Origin of the sequence: Streptomyces sp. RKND-216, assembly GCF_004795255.1 — a bacterium.
In the GTDB taxonomy this organism is placed as follows: Bacteria; Actinomycetota; Actinomycetes; order Streptomycetales; family Streptomycetaceae; genus Streptomyces; species Streptomyces hazeniae.
Genome location: NZ_SSBQ01000002.1, coordinates 744,829 through 764,545, shown reverse-complemented (window position 1 = coordinate 764,545; position 19,717 = coordinate 744,829). Strand labels below are relative to the sequence as shown.

At 69.5% G+C, this 19,717-nt stretch carries 14 protein-coding genes and 2 pseudogenes; 12 read left to right on the top strand and 4 right to left on the bottom strand.

The window, feature by feature from the left end; all coding sequences use genetic code 11:
- The first annotated feature begins 21 nt into the window (after positions 1–21).
- The 4 genes from E4198_RS03620 (at position 22) to E4198_RS03600 (ending at position 4,216) form a co-directional block, all read left to right on the top strand.
- Positions 22–789 carry a methyltransferase gene (locus E4198_RS03620; protein WP_136181867.1) on the top strand — a complete coding sequence of 256 codons (768 nt, stop codon included), beginning with the start codon at positions 22–24 and terminating at the stop codon, positions 787–789.
- A 16-nt stretch (positions 790–805) separates the two neighbouring features.
- Positions 806–1,840, top strand: a complete 1,035-nt coding sequence (locus tag E4198_RS03615) for a pyridoxal-phosphate dependent enzyme (RefSeq protein ID WP_136181866.1) — start codon at positions 806–808, stop codon at positions 1,838–1,840.
- A gap of 181 nt (positions 1,841–2,021) precedes the next feature.
- Positions 2,022–2,843, top strand: coding sequence for a DUF364 domain-containing protein (locus tag E4198_RS03610; protein ID WP_136181865.1), 822 nt, complete (start codon positions 2,022–2,024; stop codon positions 2,841–2,843).
- Positions 2,844–2,974: 131 nt separating this feature from the next.
- Entirely contained in the window at positions 2,975–4,216 is a 1,242-nt protein-coding gene (locus tag E4198_RS03600; RefSeq protein ID WP_247597543.1) for an MFS transporter, read from the top strand.
- A 126-nt stretch (positions 4,217–4,342) separates the two neighbouring features.
- On the opposite strand, the gene E4198_RS03595 is transcribed toward E4198_RS03600, so the two are convergent.
- The 3 genes and pseudogenes from E4198_RS03595 to E4198_RS03585 all read right to left on the bottom strand — a co-directional run.
- Positions 4,343–5,221 carry a cation diffusion facilitator family transporter gene (locus E4198_RS03595; protein ID WP_348771283.1) on the bottom strand — a complete coding sequence of 293 codons (879 nt, stop codon included), beginning with the start codon at positions 5,219–5,221 and terminating at the stop codon, positions 4,343–4,345.
- Positions 5,222–5,673: 452 nt separating this feature from the next.
- Positions 5,674–6,477 carry a TauD/TfdA family dioxygenase gene (locus tag E4198_RS03590; RefSeq protein ID WP_281727955.1) on the bottom strand — a complete coding sequence of 268 codons (804 nt, stop codon included), beginning with the start codon at positions 6,475–6,477 and terminating at the stop codon, positions 5,674–5,676.
- Positions 6,478–6,783: 306 nt separating this feature from the next.
- Positions 6,784–6,948 (bottom strand): annotated as a pseudogene (locus tag E4198_RS03585) (30S ribosomal protein S14); the annotation flags it as partial.
- Between E4198_RS03585 and E4198_RS25285 the strand changes: the two are divergent.
- Both E4198_RS25285 and E4198_RS03580 read left to right on the top strand, forming a co-directional pair.
- Positions 6,940–7,044: pseudogene (locus tag E4198_RS25285) on the top strand (30S ribosomal protein S18); the annotation flags it as partial. The pseudogenes E4198_RS03585 and E4198_RS25285 sit on opposite strands and share 9 nt — an antisense overlap.
- Positions 7,045–7,557: 513 nt before the next feature.
- Positions 7,558–8,397, top strand: coding sequence for a S1 family peptidase (locus tag E4198_RS03580; protein WP_247597851.1), 840 nt, complete (start codon positions 7,558–7,560; stop codon positions 8,395–8,397).
- A gap of 391 nt (positions 8,398–8,788) precedes the next feature.
- Here E4198_RS03580 and E4198_RS03575 read toward each other — a convergent pair whose 3' ends face one another.
- Positions 8,789–10,318, bottom strand: coding sequence for a UDP-N-acetylglucosamine 1-carboxyvinyltransferase (locus E4198_RS03575; protein ID WP_136181859.1), 1,530 nt, complete (start codon positions 10,316–10,318; stop codon positions 8,789–8,791).
- Between the two features lie 261 nt (positions 10,319–10,579).
- Here E4198_RS03575 and acnA point away from each other — a divergent pair, with 261 nt between their 5' ends.
- The 6 genes from acnA to E4198_RS03545 all read left to right on the top strand — a co-directional run bounded on the left by acnA (position 10,580) and on the right by E4198_RS03545 (position 19,683).
- The gene (acnA, locus tag E4198_RS03570; RefSeq protein WP_136181858.1) at positions 10,580–13,300 is read left to right on the top strand and encodes an aconitate hydratase AcnA; all 2,721 of its coding nucleotides are present in this window, start codon (positions 10,580–10,582) and stop codon (positions 13,298–13,300) included.
- Between the two features lie 294 nt (positions 13,301–13,594).
- Entirely contained in the window at positions 13,595–15,019 is a 1,425-nt protein-coding gene (gene ngcE / locus E4198_RS03565; protein WP_136181857.1) for an N-acetylglucosamine/diacetylchitobiose ABC transporter substrate-binding protein, read from the top strand.
- Between the two features lie 83 nt (positions 15,020–15,102).
- Positions 15,103–16,026 (top strand): sugar ABC transporter permease, encoded by a 924-nt coding sequence (locus E4198_RS03560; RefSeq protein ID WP_136181856.1) that lies wholly within the window; start codon positions 15,103–15,105, stop codon positions 16,024–16,026.
- A 6-nt stretch (positions 16,027–16,032) separates the two neighbouring features.
- Entirely contained in the window at positions 16,033–16,962 is a 930-nt protein-coding gene (locus tag E4198_RS03555; protein ID WP_136181855.1) for a carbohydrate ABC transporter permease, read from the top strand.
- A 250-nt stretch (positions 16,963–17,212) separates the two neighbouring features.
- A complete protein-coding gene (locus E4198_RS03550) occupies positions 17,213–18,421 on the top strand; it encodes an ROK family transcriptional regulator (protein ID WP_136185168.1) in 1,209 nt (402 codons plus the stop codon).
- Between the two features lie 164 nt (positions 18,422–18,585).
- The gene (locus E4198_RS03545; protein ID WP_247597541.1) at positions 18,586–19,683 is read left to right on the top strand and encodes a substrate-binding domain-containing protein; all 1,098 of its coding nucleotides are present in this window, start codon (positions 18,586–18,588) and stop codon (positions 19,681–19,683) included.
- The last annotated feature ends 34 nt before the right edge of the window (positions 19,684–19,717 follow it).

The window sequence follows — 19,717 nt, the reverse complement described above, 5'->3', positions numbered from 1 at the left end:
AGTCCCGATCGCGGAGGACACATGACCGACCGGACTTCAGCGGACGTTGCCCCTTCCCAGGACGCCGTCCGCGCCCTGCTCGACGAACTGCCCGACACCCTGCCCCGCGACGAGATCCTGGCCCTCAACAGCTCCTCGTCCGACATCCACACGCAGCGCGCCTACTCCTACAACGGCTGGTCGTTCGAGCTGCCGCCGGGGGTCTTCCGGCCCGGTGACACCAGCCGGATCATCCACGACCGCATGCTGGACGGCACCATCGCGCTCGCGGGACGTTCCTATGCGGCGATCGGCGTCGGTCTCGGCGTGGAAGCCGTGATCGCCGGAATCATGGGTGCCCGTGAGATCTGGGCGGCGGACATCCACCCGGACAGCGTGGCGACGGCCCGCGCCGGCTACGAACGTCTCGTTCCCCAACGGCCGGACACCACTTTCCGGCCGCTCGTCTCCCATCTGTTCGAGGAGTTCCCGGACTCCGCCCGTCTCGACGTCATCACCTTCAACCCGCCTGCCGTCAGCACCCGGACCAGCGACGACCCGACGGTCATCCGCAACGTGTGCGTGGGCATCGAGATCGTGAGGCGCTTCTTCGACCAGATCGAGGCCCGTGATCTCCTCGCGCCCGGCGGCGAGGTGTACCTGATCGTCTCCAACACCTCCGAGCTGAAGGACATCGTCGCTCACGCGATCGACGCGGGCTTCATACCGGAGGTCGTCCACCGGCAGACCTGGGAGGGCGACAACTGCCAGGCGTACCTGTTCAGGATGCGCCGCGGACACCAGGCCTGAGCGGGAGACACCGACCATGTACGAGCACATAGCCGAAGCACTCAAGGAACCCGACCTGGTCAGGATTCCTCCCGGAGCGGTCTGCGTCCGTTTCGAGACGATGAAGCTCTACTCGGCGCTCGGCGCCGTCCGCCACCTGCTGGAGACCGGACAGGTCGCCCCCGGCGACACGCTCGTCGACAGCTCCAGTGGCATCTACGCACACGCCCTGGCCCTCGCCTGCCACCGGTACGGCCTGCGATGCCACATCGTCGGCTCCACCACCGTCGACCGCACGCTCCGCGTCCAACTGGAGGTACTCGGTGCCACTCTCGAACAGGTCCGCCCGTCCAAGAACCTGCGGCTGGACCAGAACCTTCGCGTCGAACGGATCGGCGAACTGCTGAAGAAGAACCCCGACTACCACTGGATGCGGCAGTACCACGACGACATCCACTACCTGGGGTATCGCGACGTGGCCGCGCTGATCGGGGACGAAGTACCCGAGGGCCCCCTCACCCTGGTCGGAGGCGTCGGCACCGGGGCCTCCACAGGAGCGATCTCCACGTACCTGCGCGAGGCGGGGCGCAAGGTCAGCCTCACCGGCGTGCAGCCCTTCGGCAGCGTCACCTTCGGCAGCGAGCACGTCTCCGACCCCGACATCATCATCGCGGGCATCGGCAGCTCCATTCCCTTCGACAACGTCCGCCACCACCTCTACGACCGCATCCACTGGGTGAACTTCGACTACGCCATGTCCGGCGCCGTCGAACTCCTCCGCGCCAGCGGGATCTTCGCCGGCCTGTCCGCCGGAGCGGCGTACCTCGCGACCCTCTGGGAGCGTGCACGCGACGACGCACCCACCTACGTCTTTCTCGCAGCCGACACCGGGCACCGCTACGTCGACACCGCCTACGCCCACCACTGCAAGGCCTTCGGACTGGGCTCGATGGTCCCGCACGAGGTCACCACCCACGACGACCTGCGTCATCCCTGGTCGGTGATGGACTGGCCGCCCGGGGAGAGCGCACACACGCGCGACGAGACCGTCCTCGTTCCCGGAGCGGCGTGAGCTCCCACCGCGCCGCACCGCGGGCCCCGGCGCGCGGGCCCGAGATTGCTCCGCACTCCCGCGTCACGAAGAACGGCTGAGGCTTCCTCCTCCGAGCGACCCTCCGACCGGGACGCCGTCCCATCGGAGCCCCCGACCGGCCTGCCCCCGACCGCCGACCCCCCGACAGAAGAGAGCCCGCATGCCCTCCCCACCACCCCGGTCCACAGCCTCACTCCGCCAAGCGGTCCTCGACGGCGTGTACGGCCAGCCTCCCGCAGATTTCACGGTGACCAGCGCGTTCTGGCTCCACCACACCACCCGCCTTGCGGGCAGCCAGGTCACCTACCGCAACCACTACCTCCTGCTGCGGTCCGGGAACGTCTTCGGGGCGTGCTCCTTCGAAGCAGGCGACCTCGGCCCCGACTTCTGCGCCGACGCCTCCGGCCACACCCTCGACCAGCTCATCCGGCACGAGAAGCCCGCCGTCGGCGTCGCGGCTCTCGACGCCTATCTGGCCCGCCTCCAGCCGCACTCCGCGCATCCCGGCGCGGATACCGTCACGCTCCCGGCCGGGACACCCGACACGCGCGCCCGGGCCAGGGACGCCGCAGTCACCGGCCTTCTCGACATCCCCGAAGGCGCGAAGGTGGCTCTGATCGGCGTCGTCAACCCGCTGGTCGCGGCGATACGCGACCGGGGCGGCGTCCCCCTGCTCTGCGACTACAACCTGCGCACCACCAACTGGGGCGATCCCGTCACAGACGACATGCACCAAGTGCTCGCCGAGGCGGACGCGGTGATCGCCACCGGCATGACCCTCGTCAACGGCAGCTTCGACGACATCCTCGACCACTGCCGCAAGCACGGAACACCCCTCACCGTCTACGCACAGAGCGGCAGCGCCGTCGCGCGGGCGTTCCTGGGCGCGGGCGTGAGCGCACTCTCCGCCGAACCGTTCCCCTTCTCCCAGTTCAGCGCCGACGCGACCGCGCTGTACCGGTACCGGGCGGTGACGCCATGAGCAGCGGTGCCGAGCGGTTCGGGAAGAGTGCGTCACCCGGCACGGAGGACCCGGCGGGCACCCACGCACCGCAGACGGCACCGGCACCGGCACCGGCACCGGCACCGGCACCGGCACCGGCAGCGGCACCGGTGCCAGGGACAGAACCGGGGAAGGACGCCGTCCCGAACGACTGGCGGATGGCCCGGGAGCTGTGGCCCTTCATGCTGGCCTCGGCCGTGGGCCTCGTCCCCTTCACCATCTACAGCACCTTCCTCGTCCCCATCGCCGGAGTCGCCGAGGGCTCGGTCGCGGCGCTGGGACAGCTGCGCGGCCTCGGCGGCCTCGCCGCGCTCGCGGTGGGCACCGCCCTCGCCCCCTTCATCGACCGTGTGCGCAAGGAACGGGCGGCGGCCGCGGGACTGGTGGTCCTGGCCGTGTCCGCAGCGCTCGGCGCCGGCGGAGAGTTCCTGCTGCTGGCGGCCTTCTGTCTGCTCGTCGGGGGCGGTACCGCCGTTCTCAACCCGGCGCTCACGGCCGCCGCCGCGGACCGCTTCTCCAGCGAGGCCGCCGCGGGCCGGGCCGCGACGCTCATCACCGCCACGCAGTCCTTCACCGCGCTTCTGGCGGCACCGCTGGTGGCGCTGCCGGCCATGGTGTGGGGGTGGCAGGGTGACCTGTGGGCCGTCACGGCCCTCTGCTCCGGGCTCGCCCTCTACTTCCTCCTCCGCCTCGGTCGCCGCGCCCCCGGCGGCCCGCACGGGGACGAGGCGACGCATCAGGACCGGCCCGGCTACCTGGCGTCGTTCAGGCTGCTGGCCGGACTTCCCGGAGTGATTTCGCTGCTGTGCGTGGCCATGCTGCGCACCGCCGCGTTCATGGGGTATCTCGCCTACCTGGCGGCGTTCTACGACGAGCGTTTCGGACTCAACCCCAGCACTTTCGCTCTGGTCTGGACCCTCAGCGGAGCCTCGTTCTTCGTCGGCAACCTTCTCGCGGGCAGGCTCCTGAGCGCCGACCGGCACACCGCCTCCACCGACCGCCTCATGACGATCGCCCTGTTCGTCGCCCTGGTCGCCCTGGTCGGCGTCTTCCTGAGCCGATCCCTCTACGTGGCTCTCCCGCTGACCGCCATGATCGGCGTGGGCCACGCCACCGTCGCCGCCTGCGTCACCACCTCCCTCGTACGGCGATGCGGGAACCTGCGCGGCACGGCCCTGAGCATCAACGCCGCCGGCATGAGCTTCGGGGTGTTCCTCGGCGCCGGGGCCGGCGGCATCGGCCTCGCCGCAGGCGGATATCCCGGGACGGCCGCGGCACTCGGCGGACTGACCCTCGTGGCACTCGTCTTCGCGCGTCTCGCCGGCCGCTCCGCGGCGACCGCGGGGAAGTGACCGTACCGCACCGCCGGGCGGCTGCGGGCTCCTCACGGGAAGACCTGCTGTGGGGGCTCCCGCAGCCGCCGGTGGCTCCGGTCCTGCCGGGGCGGTTCGCGCGGGCTCTGCGAGCCGAGGCGGGGGCTACGCCTCCAGGGCCGCGGCGGGTGACGCGGGGAGACGTCCGTTCGGGTGCTCGGTCTGCAGTGTCACGTGCGACAGCGCGAACTCCTTCGCCAGTATCCGTCGCAGGTCCCGGCTCACGGCGTGGCAGTCGCCTCTCACCACGACGTGGGCCGACAGGGTGGGTTCACCCGAGGTGATCAGCCAGACGTGCAGGTTCCTCACCCCTTCGACCCCCGGCAGCTGGGCCATCCGTCGCCGGATGGCGTCGGGGTCGAGGTGGTCGGGCGCCGCCTGGAGGAAGACGCGGGTCGCGTCACGAACCAGGCCCCAGCCCGCCTTCACCATCAGGGCGACGACCAGGAGTGTGGCGAGCGGATCCGCGCGTACGAATCCGGTCGTCACCACGATCACGCCCGCGACCGCGGTGCCGATGAAGGCGAAGAGGTCGTTGAGGATGTGCTGGTAGGCGCCCTCGACGTTGAGCGAGGACCGGTTGGCGCGGGAGATGCACCACGCGCAGGCGACGTTGACGACGATTCCCGCCAGCGCTGTCCACACGACCACCCCGCCCTCCACATCGGGCGGGGAGAAGAGCCGGTGCACCGCCTCGTGCGCGAGCCAGCAGGCCAGGAGAAGCAGCGTCAGACCGTTCGCCTGTGCGGAGAGGATCTCCACCCGTTTGAGCCCGTAGGTGTACCCGCCCTTCGGGGGCCGGGACGAGAGACGGAGCGCCACCAGCGCCAGGATGATGGAGACCGCATCGGTGAGCATGTGTGCCGCGTCCGACAGCAGCGCCAGCGAGCCGGCCATGACTGCGGCGACCGCCTCGACCAGCATGAACGCGACCAGCAAGGCCAGGGCCAGGGTCAGCCAGCGTCTGTCGGTCTCGGCCGACACGCCGTGATCATGCCCGTGACCACTGTGTCCGTGATCGTGTCCACCCACTGTCGCTCCCTCGCTCGGCGGACCGAAACGCGCAGAACCGCGCGGATCCGCACCTCGCCCCGGCTTCAACCGTGGCTTATCCAACCGCCCTGACTCCCTCTCGAAGAGGCCGTGTCGGGCTGGGTGCTGATCCGCGCACCGCCCGTGGACCGGGCGGCCGCTCCGGATGACGGCGGGCCCCGCCGACGCTTCTGCGCCAGATGCCCTGTCCGCGGTTCCGGCGCCGGACTGCCGGCCGAGGCCGCACTCGGCCGGTGCGTGGCCACGCACCGTGGACACCCTGTACATCGCCGTCGGCGTGGTCAAGGAACGCCGCGGGGCAGGGCGTCGCGACCGTGGGTCTGCCACTCGCCCGGCAGGGAGGTCAGGGGCCGGCGGTGGAGGCACGCCTTCGAAAGTCCCCTTCAGCGGGCGTCGCTGCTGCACACGGTGAGGATGCGGACGGCGCGTTCGCCCGTATGGGCGTCGCGGCCGTGCCAGACGCGGTAGTTGTCCAGGACGAGGATGTCTCCTTCGCCGAGCCGGAAGCGGGGGAGCGGGGGCTCTTCTTCGTGCACGATCTTCGCGAACCGGTCGAGCATGGTGCGGACGTGCTCGAGGTCCGGGTCCCGGTGGAGGGGAACGGCGCCGTCGGTGCGACGGACGATGCGGCGCCCGGTGCGGGTGTACTCGATGTGCCGGGCGACGCGAGGGCTCGCCGGCAAGCCGCGCAGGTGGGGCCACGCCCCGTAGAGGTCGACGTCCTGGGTCGTGAGGAACCGCCACAACTCCGGGTCCGCGGTGCGGCATGCGTCGGCGAAGCGGTAGGCGTCGAGGGCGAAGGAGTCTCCTCCCGCGGGCGCCGCCTTCAGACACTGGATCAAGACGTAGTCCTCGTCGGGATGACGGCGCCGGTGCCGGACGCCGCCGATGTCGACGGTCAGGTCGAGACTGTCCGCGTGCAGGTGGACGGGGCCGCCGTCGTACGAGGCTCGCACGCGCTGAGGGAAGAGCCGGCTCAGACGGCTGCCGAGAACCTGGGCGGCTGCCACGGTGAGGGCGTCGCCGCTGCTGCCGTATCCGGCGAGGATGACAGCACCACGCCGGTCCAGTTCCGCGGACGCGTGGTGGATGTCCTCGGGCCCGACCCGGGCGGGGAGGTCCATGGGCGGCGCTCCTTGCTGCGGAGTGAGGGGTGTGCACTGCTGCGTCGATCCCGCGGAGGGCACGGCCGGCTCGAGGCGGGCGGCGCCCTGCCCGCTCGCGGGCGGCCTAGGGACCTCCCTGTCGATGCACAGAAGCTCTTGCGCACAGCTTGCAACAAGTGGCGGGCTCGCCACCAGTCGGGTCACCCTCGCGCCCCGCGGGCCGGTCCTGCGTAGGCGGCGTGCCATCGCCCCAGAGCAGGTCGCGCCGTCTCGACGGAACGAAACCCTGTCGTCGCCCGTCACAGGTGCGGGTCGCGCGTGGCGATGCCCGTCGCGCATGCGGCCGTGGTGGGCCCGGCAACGGCCTGGCCGCCACGCGCCGCTTCATCAGGAGGACTTGGTCATCCCTGGCAGGTGGCCCGCGTGGGCGTGCCGGCGCATGCGCACCCGGGAGAGGCCGAATGTGCGGAGGTGGCCTCGGGGGCGTCCGTCGACGCTGTCCCGGTTGCGGACGCGGGCCGCACCCGCATCCCGCGGTCGGCGACGCAGCTGCTGCGGAAGTTCATCTCCGATCGCGGCAAGATCCGCGGCCGCCGCGTCACCCGCGTCAGCCGCTGGCAGGTAGGCAGACCCGCTTCGCGGGCCGTGTGCGAGCGCACGGGCCGTGCGCTCCGTGAGGGGGGGCCGCGACTTCAGGCGCAGGGAGGTGCAGTGGCTGATTCCAAACGCTTCTTTTCCGCCATTCGGCCGGTTGTGGACGCGCCTGGTGGCCGGTTCGCGGGGGGCTGGACCGCTTCTTCTCGGGCGGCGGCGCCTGCGTCCCGTGTTGAATCGCCTGCTCAACCGTCGCACGGGTCGTTCGCAGGTGGTGGTCGCACGTCATGCCGAGCTGGTGCGTGCCGTCGCCCCGGTGTCGGGCCTGCTGGATTCGCCGACCGGCCCATGTGGCCGGTTTCGCCCTGTATATCAGGCGCGAGATCGTCCGCAGTCGTGACCTGAAACACACCTTGCTGTCGTTGCGAGCAGTCGGGAATGCTGGTCCGCGTCTGGCGCAAACATGTCAATGTAAGCGCTGGGCAACGGCCGTCCCCACCGGCCGTTCCCCCACAGCACCACCGGAGGAATTCCGTGAGCATCAGATTCGCAGGGCGCGCGCGCACCATGGCAGTGGCCACCGGACTCCTGGCGGTCGGCGCGCTCGTCACCCCCACCGCCGTGGCGGCCGAGGCGGACGCGCCCAAGGCCACGGTGGCCCAGCTCAAGGCGGTTGACAGCGCCGTCGAGAAGTCGGACATCGCGGGTACCGCCTGGTACACCGACGCGAAGTCCGGCAAGGTCGTCGTCACCGTCGACAGCACCGTGAGCAAGGCGGAGATCGCCAAGATCAAGCAGACCGTCAAGACCGACTCCGCCCTCGAGATCAACCGCACCAAGGGCGAGTTCACCAAGTACATCGCCGGCGGCGAGGCCATCACCACCGGCGGCAGCCGCTGCTCCCTCGGCTTCAACGTCCAGGACAGCGCGGGCACCAAGTACGCCCTGACCGCCGGGCACTGCACCAACATCGGCAGCTCCTGGTCGATCGGCAGCACCGTCGGGTCCAGCTTCCCGAACAACGACTACGGCCTCATCCAGCACTCCAACCCGGGTGCCGCGGACGGCCGCGTCTACCTGTACAACGGCGGCTACCAGGAGATCACCGGCGCCGGCAACGCCTCGGTCGGTCAGTCCGTCCAGCGCAGCGGCTCCACCACCGGCCTGCACGGCGGCTCCGTCACCGGCCTCAACGCCACGGTCAACTACGGCGGCGGCGACGTCGTGTACGGCATGATCCAGACCAACGTGTGCGCCGAGCCCGGCGACAGCGGCGGCGCCCTGTTCTCCGGCAGCACCGCCCTGGGCCTGACCTCCGGCGGCAGCGGCAACTGCTCCTCCGGCGGCACCACCTTCTTCCAGCCGGTCACCGAGGCGCTCAGCGCCTACGGCGTCAGCATCATCTGACGCACACCCCACGCAGCACCACGGCGGGCCGCCCCTTCGGGGCGGCCCGCCCCCGTGCGTCCCGCGGCGGGAGGTGCACCGGGCGGGGCCTTCAAGATCGCTCGCCGACCCGGTTGGTACATACCGGGCTTCTTCTATTCCCGGAGCGGGCAAGCCCCGGTCGGTCAACACAGGCCGGTCATCGCCGTCAGCCGCCCCTTCCGGCCGGAACGGGAACCCTTCAGCAGCGTCCCTCGCTGACGCTCACGCCGTCCCGGACGGTGCGTCAGCCACAGCGACCTGTCGGATCGGCGGGGCTGGTGGGGCCGGAGGACGGGACGGACGACTGATACCGCACTCCTCCCCGACTCGCTGAGCAGCCGGTCGGGCCGGGTGCTGCGGCCTCCGCGGTTCAGATGTCGCGGAAGGTCTCGATCTGGGCGCCGACTTCGTTGAGGCGTTCGGCGAGGTCCTCGTAGCCGCGGTTGATGACGTAGACGTTGCGCAGCACGGACGTGCCCTCGGCGGCGAGCATGGCGAGGAGGACGACGACGGCGGGGCGGAGCGCGGGCGGGCACATCATCTCGGCGGCGCGCCAGCGGGTGGGGCCCTCGACCAGGACCCGGTGCGGGTCGAGCAACTGCAGGCGTCCGCCGAGGCGGTTGAGGTCGGTGAGGTAGATGGCGCGGTTGTCGTAGACCCAGTCGTGGATGAGGCTCTGCCCCTGGGCGGAGGCGGCGATGGCCGCGAAGAAGGGGACGTTGTCGATGTTGAGGCCGGGGAACGGCATGGGGTGGATCTTGTCGATCGGCGCCTCCAGTTTGGAGGGACGGACCGTCAGGTCGGTGAGCCGGGTACGACCGTTGTCCGCCGCGTACTCGGCGCTGCGGTCGACGTCGAGGCCCATCTCCTCCAGGACGGCCAGCTCGATCTCCAGGAACTCCACCGGCACCCGGCGCACCGTCAGTTCGGATTCGGTGACGACCGCGGCGGCGATGAGGCTCATGGCCTCGACCGGGTCCTCGGAGGGGGAGTAGTCCACGTCGCGGTCGATCTCGGCGACGCCGTGCACGGTGAGAGTGGTGGAGCCGATGCCTTCGACGCGCACGCCGAGCTGCTCCAGGAAGAAGCAGAGGTCCTGGACCATGTAGTTGGAGGAGGCGTTGCGGATGACGGTGACGCCGTCGTACCGGGCGGCGGCCAGCAGCGCGTTCTCGGTGACCGTGTCGCCGCGTTCGGTCAGCACGATGGGACGGTCGGGGGTGACGGAGCGGTCGACCTCGGCGTGGTAGACGCCCTCGGTCGCGGTGACGTCCAGGCCGAAGCGGCGCAGCGCGATCATGTGCGGCTGGACGGTGCGGGTCCCGAGGTCGCAGCCGCCGGCGTAGGGGAGGCGGAACGCGTCGGTGCGATGCAGCAGAGGGCCGAGGAACATGATGATGCTGCGGGTGCGGCGGGCGGCGTCCGCATCCATCGCGTCCAGGTCAAGTTCGGCGGGCGGCACGATCTCGAGGTCGCCGGCGTCGTTGAGCCAGCGGGTGCGCACGCCGACGGAGCCCAGTACCTCGAGGAGGCGGAAGACCTCCTCGATGCGGGCGACCCGACGCAGCACGGTGCGGCCGGAGTTGAGGAGCGAGGCGCAGAGCAGGGCGACGCACGCGTTCTTGCTCGTCTTGACGTCGATGGAGCCGGAGAGGCGGCGTCCGCCGACGACGCGCAGGTGCATCGGGCCGGAGTAGCCGAGGGAGACGATTTCACTGTCCAGGGCCTCCGAGATGCGGGCGATCATCTCAAGGCTGATGTTCTGGTTGCCGCGTTCGATGCGGTTGACCGCGCTCTGGCTGGTGCCCAGTGCCTCCGCGAGTTGCGACTGGGTCCAGCCGCGATGCTGGCGAGCGTCGCGGATCAGCTGGCCGATGCGTGCGAGGTAGTCGTCCGTCATGGCAAGGACCGTATCTCAGATGTGAGATAGCGACGAACGCTGGCGCGCCGATTCAGGTCCGAACGGGTGAACGAGGCGGAATCCGGGCACGCGGGCAGGGGAGCGGTACGGTCGGCAGGCCGGGGCGTGACCGTGCCGCGGTCGTGTACTAGAGTTATCTCGACATCGAGATATCTGGCGGAAGGCGCACCCCGGTGACCGCGACGGGGAGCCGCGCCACTTAGGCGAGGCTAGCCTAAGCACAGGCAAAAGGAGACTGTCGTGTCGGCGAACAGCTTCGACGCCCGCAGCACCCTGCAGGTGGGCGACGAGTCGTACGAGATCTTCAAGCTGGACAAGGTCGAGGGCTCCGCCCGCCTCCCGTACAGCCTGAAGGTGCTGCTGGAGAACCTGCTGCGTACGGAGGACGGCGCCAACATCACCGCCGACCACATCCGGGCGCTGGGCGGCTGGGACGCGAAGGCGCAGCCGAGTCAGGAGATCCAGTTCACGCCGGCTCGCGTGATCATGCAGGACTTCACCGGCGTGCCCTGCGTCGTGGACCTCGCGACGATGCGCGAGGCCGTGAAGGAGCTGGGTGGCGACGCGGACCGCATCAACCCCCTCGCGCCCGCCGAGCTGGTCATCGACCACTCGGTGATCGCCGACAAGTTCGGCACCCCCAACGCCTTCTCGCAGAACGTCGAGCTGGAGTACGGCCGCAACCGCGAGCGCTACCAGTTCCTGCGCTGGGGCCAGACCGCGTTCGACGAGTTCAAGGTCGTCCCGCCCGGCACCGGCATCGTCCACCAGGTCAACATCGAGCACCTGGCCCGCACCGTCATGGTCCGGAACGGGCAGGCCTACCCCGACACCCTGGTCGGCACCGACTCGCACACCACCATGGTCAACGGCCTCGGCGTGCTGGGCTGGGGCGTCGGCGGCATCGAGGCCGAGGCCGCGATGCTCGGCCAGCCGGTCTCCATGCTGATCCCGCGCGTTGTCGGGTTCAAGCTCACCGGCGAGCTGCCCACCGGCACCACCGCCACAGACCTGGTGCTCACCATCACCGAGATGCTGCGCAAGCACGGTGTCGTCGGCAAGTTCGTCGAGTTCTACGGCGAGGGCGTCGGCTCGGTGCCGCTCGCCAACCGCGCCACCATCGGCAACATGTCGCCGGAGTTCGGCTCCACCGCGGCGATCTTCCCGATCGACGGCGAGACCATCAACTACCTCAAGCTCACCGGCCGCGACGACCAGCAGCTCGCCCTGGTCGAGGCGTACGCCAAGGAGCAGGGCCTCTGGCACGACGCGGCCCACGAGCCGGAGTACTCCGAGTACCTGGAGCTCGACCTCGCCACGGTCGTGCCGTCCATCGCTGGCCCGAAGCGCCCGCAGGACCGGATCGCGCTCGCCGACGCCGCCCACCAGTTCGGCCAGGACGTGCGCAACTTCGTCTCCGACGCCGACCTGGATGAGGCCGGCAAGGAGTCCTTCCCGGCCTCCGACGCCCCGGCCGTCTCCAACGGCGCGCCCAGCAAGCCCAGCCAGGTCACCGGCCCGGACGGCCAGGTGTACGAGATCGACCACGGCGCCGTCGCGGTGGCCGCGATCACCTCCTGCACCAACACCTCCAACCCCTACGTGATGGTCGGCGCCGCGCTGGTCGCGAAGAAGGCCGTGGAGAAGGGCCTGACCCGCAAGCCGTGGGTCAAGACCACCCTCGCGCCCGGCTCGCAGGTCGTCATGGACTACTACGACCGCGCCGGCCTCACCCCGTACCTGGACAAGCTCGGCTTCCACCTGGTCGGCTACGGCTGCACCACCTGCATCGGCAACTCCGGCCCGCTGCCGGAGGAGGTCTCCCAGGCGGTCAACGACAACGACCTCGCCGTGGTCTCCGTCCTCTCCGGCAACCGGAACTTCGAGGGCCGCATCAACCCCGACGTCAAGATGAACTACCTGGCGTCCCCGCCCCTGGTCGTGGCGTACGCCATCGCCGGGTCCATGAAGGTGGACATCACCACCGAGGCGCTGGGCACCGACTCGGAGGGGAACCCGGTCTTCCTCAAGGACATCTGGCCCTCCGAGCAGGAGGTCGAGGAGGTCGTGGCCGGGGCCATCGGCCAGGAGATGTTCACCAAGTCCTACTCCGACGTGTTCGCCGGCGACGCCCAGTGGCAGGCGCTGCCCGTGCCCACCGGCAACACCTTCGAGTGGGACGCGGAGTCCACCTACGTCCGCAAGCCCCCGTACTTCGAGGGCATGGGCGAGCAGCCGGACCCGGTCGAGGACATCTCCGGCGCCCGCGTGCTGGTCAAGGTGGGCGACTCGGTCACCACCGACCACATCTCCCCGGCCGGTGCGATCAAGGCCGACTCCCCGGCCGGCACCTACCTCACCGAGCACGGCGTCCAGCGGCGCGACTTCAACAGCTACGGCTCCCGCCGCGGCAACCACGAGGTCATGATCCGCGGCACGTTCGCCAACATCCGGCTGCGCAACCAGATCGCGCCCGACACCGAGGGCGGCTTCACCCGGGACTTCACTCAGGACGGCTACCCGGTCAGCACGATCTACGACGCCTCGCAGAACTACCAGGAGCAGGGCATCCCGCTGGTCGTCCTCGCCGGCAAGGAGTACGGCTCGGGCTCGTCCCGCGACTGGGCCGCGAAGGGCACCGCCCTGCTCGGCGTGAAGGCCGTCATCGCCGAGTCCTACGAGCGCATCCACCGCTCGAACCTCATCGGCATGGGCGTGCTGCCGCTCCAGTTCCCGGAGGGCGCCTCGGCCCAGTCGCTGGGGCTGTCCGGCGAGGAGACCTTCTCCTTCGCGGGCGTCACCGCGCTCAACGACGGCGGCATCCCCGAGACCGTCAAGGTCACCACGGACACCGGCGTCGAGTTCGACGCCACGGTCCGTATCGACACCCCGGGCGAAGCGGACTACTACCGCAACGGCGGCATCATGCAGTACGTGCTGCGGTCGCTGATCGCCAAGTGACCGGCCGGGTGACCCACGTCACCCGCACGCGGTGACGCCGGCGCGGCCGGACGTTTCACCTCGTGAACGCGGCGCCGCACCTCTCCCTCGGGCGGGGTGCGGCGCCGTCGCGCTTGCCCTGCGGCGTGGCGCGCCGCGCGAGGTCTCAACTCGGGAAAGACTGGAACGAACAAGCGCGTACGATCTTGCCCCGCTGGTGAGAAGTGGACTATACCTGTCGGCACCCGAGCGGCCGTGCGCAGAGCGGACGCCGTCTTACAGCCACAGGGCGGATCACCCAGCAAAGGGGCAGCAATGGGATCCACTTTCGACGTCCACCGCCGTGACCTCATCAAGCGCGCCGCGGCCGCGGGTCTGATCGCCGTCCCCGCGGTGGGGGCGCTCACCTCCTGCGCCAGCGGAGGCGGTGAGGGGAACCAGGTCGACAAGGGCGAGAAGAGCAAGGACAACCCGCTCGCCGTCAACGGCACCGCGGCGCTCGAGGTCTACATCTTCGACGGCGGCTTCGGCACCCAGTACGCCAAGGACGCGGCGAAGACCTATGAGCAGCGGTTCCCCGAGGCCAAGGTCAGCGTCAAGAGCACGCAGAAGATCCAGTCCGTGCTGCAGCCACGCTTCAACGGCGGCACCCCGCCGGACCTCATCGACAACTCCGGCGCCGAGCAGATGGACATGGGCGTCCTGGTGGGCCAGAAGCAGCTCGCCGACCTCAGCCCCCTGCTCGACGCGCCCTCGATCGACGACGCGTCCGTGACGGTCCGCGACACCCTCCGGCCGGGCATCGTCGAGATGGGCCAGTACGACGGGGAGCAGTGCTACGTCCTGAACTACGCCTACACCGTGTACGGGGTGTGGTACTCGCAGACCAACCTCGACAAGGTCGGCGAGGAGTACCCCAAGACCTGGGACGACATGCTCAAGGTCTGCGCCAAGGCGAAGAAGAAGGGCGTCGCCGGCTGGACCTACCCCGGCAAGTACCCCTACTACCTGCCGTTCTCCCTGTACCCGTTCATGGCCAAGATCGGCGGCGACGAGGTACTGAAGAAGATCGACAACCTGGAGCCGGACGCCTGGAAGCAGCCCGCGGTCAAGGCGGCGCTGGAGGCGTACTACGAGCTGCACAAGAAGGGCTACATCCTCCAGGGCACCCCGGGCCTGACGCACATCCAGTCGCAGACCGCCTGGAACGAGGGCGAGGCGCTGTTCATCCCGAACGGCTCCTGGGTCGAGAACGAGACGGCCAAGACCACCCCGGACGACTTCGAGATGCGCGTCGCCCCGCCGTCCAGCCTGGACAGCGGCGACAAGATGCCCTTCGAGACCACCTGGGCGTCCGGCGGGGAGCCGTTCATCGTGCCGGCCAAGGCGAAGAACCCGACCGGCGGCATGGAGCAGATGCGCGTCCTGCTGGGCAAGAAGGCCACCCAGAACTTCGTCAAGCAGGTGTCCTCGCTCACCGCGCTGGACGGCGGCACCGACGGCCTGGACCTGCCCCCGGGCCTGAACTCGGCGATCGGCGTGCTGGATGCGGCCGGCGACAACATCGTCAACCCGCGCATCCCGAACTGGTACGTCTCGCTGCACAAGGACAAGATCGGCACCGGCTGCCTCGGTGAGATGATGGCCGGCCGCATGACCCCGGCCGAGTGCATGAAGAAGGCGCAGCAGTTCACCGACGAGGCCCGCGAGGACGACTCCGTCAAGCACTACACGCGCTGACCCCAGCGGCGTCCCCGCGGTTCCGGCCGCGGTGACGCCGCGCAGCCGCCTCCCCCGCACTACCCGATCGGAGCCGAGAAGGCATGCAGCACGGCAAGTACCGGTTCATCGCGGGGTTCCTGGTGGTGCCCCTGGCGATCTACCTGATGTTCGTCGTCTGGCCGTTCATCCAGTCCATCTACTACTCCTTCACGGACTGGACCGGGCTGAGTCCGGAATTCTCCTTCGTCGGGTTGGCCAACTACCAGAAGATGCTGGGGGACAGCGACTTCTGGGACGCGCTTAGCCACAGCCTGCTGTTCCTGGCGCTGCTGCCGGTGATCACGATCGGCTTCGCCCTGTTCCTCGCCTTCATGATCAACGTCGGCGGGCGGAAGCGGAAGGGAGCGGCCGTCAGCGGCGTGCGCGGCTCGTCCACCTACAAGATCGTCTACTTCTTCCCGCAGGTGCTGTCGATCGCGATCGTCGCGCTGCTCTTCCAGTTCGTCTACAACCCCCGCAACGGCGCGCTCAACGCGGGCCTGGAGGGTGTCGGACTGGGGTCATGGAAGCCGAACTGGCTCGGCGACCCGGACCTCGCGCTGTGGTGCGTGATGTTCGTGTTGTTCTGGTGCACGGTGGGCTTCTTCGTCGTGCTCTTCTCCGCGGGAATGTCCTCCATCCCGAACGACATCTACGAGGCCGCGCTGCTGGACGGCGCCAGCCGTTTCACCACGTTCTTCCGTATCACCCTGCCGCTGCTGTGGGACACCGTGCAGTCCGGCTGGATCTACATGGGCATCCTGGCACTCGGCCCGGAGGCGTTCGCCGTCGTGCAGATCATGACGGTCGGGCCCGGCGGCCCGGCCAACGCCACGACCGTGCTGCCGCTGGAGGTCTACACCACGGCCTTCTCCGACGCCCAGGCCGCGTACGCGACCACCATCGGCGTCGCGCTGCTGATCGTCACCCTGACCTTCGCGGCCATCGTGCTGAAGCTCGGCCGGCGCGAGCGACTGGAGTACTGAGAACCGATGAAGACGACCGACCAGCCCCTGCCCAGCGCCGGCCCGGACCCGACGCGACCGGCCGTCACCAAGGACGACGCTCCCCGCCCCGCCCCCGAGCAGCCGAAGAAGGAGGGCACCACCCTCAACGTCTTCTCGCACGGCGTGCTCGTGCTGTGGGGCTTCATGGTGGCCATGCCGCTGCTGTGGGCGGTGATGACCTCCTTCAAGACCGACCGGGAGATCTTCACCTCGCCCTGGGCACTGCCCACCGAGCTGCACTTCGAGAACTGGTCGCGCGCCTGGAACCAGGCGAACATGAGCGACTACTTCGGCAACACGGTCGTCGTGGTCGGCTGCTCGCTCGTCGGCACCATGCTGCTCGGTTCCATGACGGCGTACGTGCTGGCGCGCTTCGAGTTCCCCGGACAGCGCTTCCTGTACTTCCTCTTCATCGGAGGCATGAGCTTCCCGATCATCCTCGCGCTGGTGCCGCTGTTCTACGTCATGAACAACATGGGCCTGCTCAACACCCGGCACGGCCTGATCCTGTCCTACATCGCCTACTCACTGCCGTTCACGGTCTTCTTCCTCACCGCCTTCTTCCGCACGCTGCCCACCTCGGTCGCCGAGGCCGCGATGATCGACGGTGCGTCCCACGCGAGGACGTTCTTCCAGGTCATGCTGCCGATGGCCAAGCCCGGCCTGGTCAGCGTCGGCATCTTCAACTTTCTCGGGCAGTGGAACCAGTACATGCTGCCGACGGTGCTCAACACCGACCCGGACAAGCAGGTGCTCTCCCAGGGACTGGTGCAGCTCGCCGTGAGCCAGGGCTACAAGGGCGACTGGTCCGCTCTCTTCGCGGGCCTGGTCATGGCGATGCTGCCAGTACTGGCGGCGTACATCGTCTTCCAGCGCCAGGTGGTCTCCGGCCTCACCGCGGGCGCCCTGAAGTAGCACCCTCGTCACACTCCGCCGACCGGCGGGTACGGGCCCGCGGACGGGCCGTACCCGCCGGTCGGCGTGCCTGCTCACCCCCGTAGGATCGCTCACATCTGAGCGTCGACCTCACTCAAGGTCTTGACGGGAGAGAACCCTCAGCGCTCTGCTTGGAGTTCAGATGTTGGAAGCAGGCCGCTCCAGGGGAACGTCGGTGCGGCTACGGGCGGTGGTCGCGCCGCCCGCCGAGGCGGGAGTGGAGCGTCACGTGGAGACTCCGGGGTCGCAGTCCTCACTGCACCGGGCGAACCTGGAACGGGTGGTTCGCGCCGTCCGGATGGCCGGGTCCCTCACTCAGGCGGAGATCGCCCGCACCACGGGCCTGTCCGCGGCGACGGTCTCCAACATCGTCCGCGAGCTGAAGGACGGCGGGACGGTGGACGTCACCCCGACCTCGGCCGGAGGAAGGCGGGCCCGCAGCGTCTCCCTCTCCGGGGACGCGGGCACCGTGGTGGGCGTCGACTTCGGCCATTCCCACCTGCGTGTGGCCGTCGGCAACCTCGCCCACCAGGTGCTGGCCGAGGAGGCCGAGCCCATCGATGTGGACGCCTCCGCGCAGGAGGGCTTCGACCGGGCCGAGGCGCTGGTGCACCGGCTGCTGGGAGCCACCGGCATCCGGCTGGAGAAGGTCGTCGGCGTCGGGCTCGGCGTGCCCGGCCCGATCGATGTGGAGACCGGCGCGCTCGGCTCGACCGCCATTCTGCCCGGCTGGGCCGGCACCCATCCGCGCGAGGAGCTGGCCGAGCGCCTGGGCGTGCCGGTGCACGTCGACAACGACGCCAACCTCGGCGCGCTGGGGGAGAAGGTCTGGGGGAGTGGCCGCGGCGCCACCGACCTCGCCTACATCAAGATCGCCAGCGGCGTCGGCGCCGGTCTGGTGATCAACAACCAGATCTACCGCGGGCCCGGCGGCACGGCGGGCGAGATCGGCCACATCACGCTGGACGAGTCCGGGCCGGTCTGCCGCTGCGGCAACCGCGGCTGCCTGGAGACCTTCACCGCCGCCCGCTACGTGCTGCCGCTGCTGCACTCCAGCCACGGCGCCGACATCACCATGCCGGCCGTGGTGCGGCTCGCCCGGGACGGCGACCCGGGCTGCCGCAGGGTGGTCGCCGACATCGGCCGGAACATCGGCTCCGGCGCCGCGAGCCTGTGCAACCTGCTCAACCCGAGCCGCATCGTGCTGGGCGGCGACCTCGCGGAGGCGGGCGACCTCCTGCTGGACCCGGTGCGGGACTCGGTGGCGCGCTACGCCATTCCCAGCGCCGCTCGCCAGCTCACGCTGGCCCCGGGCACGTTGGGCGGCCGCGCGGAGGTATTGGGGGCTCTCGCCCTGGTGTTGAGTGAAATGGGCGATTCAACCCTTCTGAACTCCTCCGTTCCTTCCGCTCCCGCCGCCGCGTCCGTCTCCGCGTGAGATGTCGCCCGATGTCGCCGTGAGCGCACTGCGTTCATGCTCGTAACGCATGGCATCGTTGCCGTCTCGTTAAGGATTTACTTCTTGACGACGGGATGCACGGAGAGTTGACTTCACGCCACCTCGGCCGCACCGATGCGGCCTCGTCAGGGAGGTTGTGAAGGATGAAGGCAAGGACGCGCCGCGTGCTCGTCGGTACCGCCGCCATCGCGATGTCCGTCTCGCTGGCCGCCTGCGGGCAGGCCGGCGGCGGTGACAGCGGTGACGGTGGGGACGACGGCAAGAAGCTGATCGGTCTGCTGCTGCCGGAGAACAAGACGACGCGGTACGAGGCCTTCGACCGGCCGTTGATCACGGACAAGATCAAGGAGCTGTGCTCCGACTGCGAGGTCAAGTACAACAACGCCTCGCAGGACACCCAGCAGCAGAAGAAGCAGTTCGACGCGCTGGTGACGCAGGGCGCGGACGTCATCATCCTGGATGCCGTCGACGCCACCGCCACCAAGTCCTGGGTCGACCGGGCCGCCGAGCAGGGCATCGAGGTCGTCGCCTACGACCGCCTGGCCGAGGGCGACGTCTCCGGCTACGTGTCCTACGACAACGAGGCCATCGGCAAGCTCCAGGGCGAGGGCATGGTGAAGGCGCTGGGCGACGACGCCGCGGATGCCCGCACCGTGATGATCAACGGCTCGCCCACCGACCCGAACGCCGCGCTGTTCAAGAAGGGCGCCCACTCCGTCCTCGACGAGCAGGTCGGCAAGATCGTCTACGAGCAGGACATCCCGGACTGGTCGCCGGACGAGGCCAACAAGAAGATGTCCGCCGCGATCACCTCGCTGGGCAAGGACGGCTTCGACGCCGTCTACTCCGCCAACGACGGCATGGCCGGCGGCATCATCACGGCCCTGAACAAGGCCGGCATATCCGACGTCCCCGTCGGCGGCCAGGACGCCGAACTCGCCGGTCTCCAGCGCATCGTGAAGGGCGAGCAGGCCTTCACCATCTACAAGGCGATCAAGCCCGAGGCCGAGACGACCGCCCAGATGGCCGTCGCCCTGCTCGAGGGCAAGAGCATCGGGAAGTTCGCGCCCGAGACGGTGGACAGCAAGAGCAAGAAGGGCATCCCCAGCAAGCTCTACGGCGCGAAGATCGTCACCAAGGACAACATCAAGGACACCCTCGTAGCGGACGGCGTGTACACGGTCGAGGAGATCTGCACCAAGCAGGTCGAGAAGGCCTGCAAGGCCGTCGGCCTGATGTGATCCCGCGGCCCGCTCCCCGCCCCGCCGGGGCCGG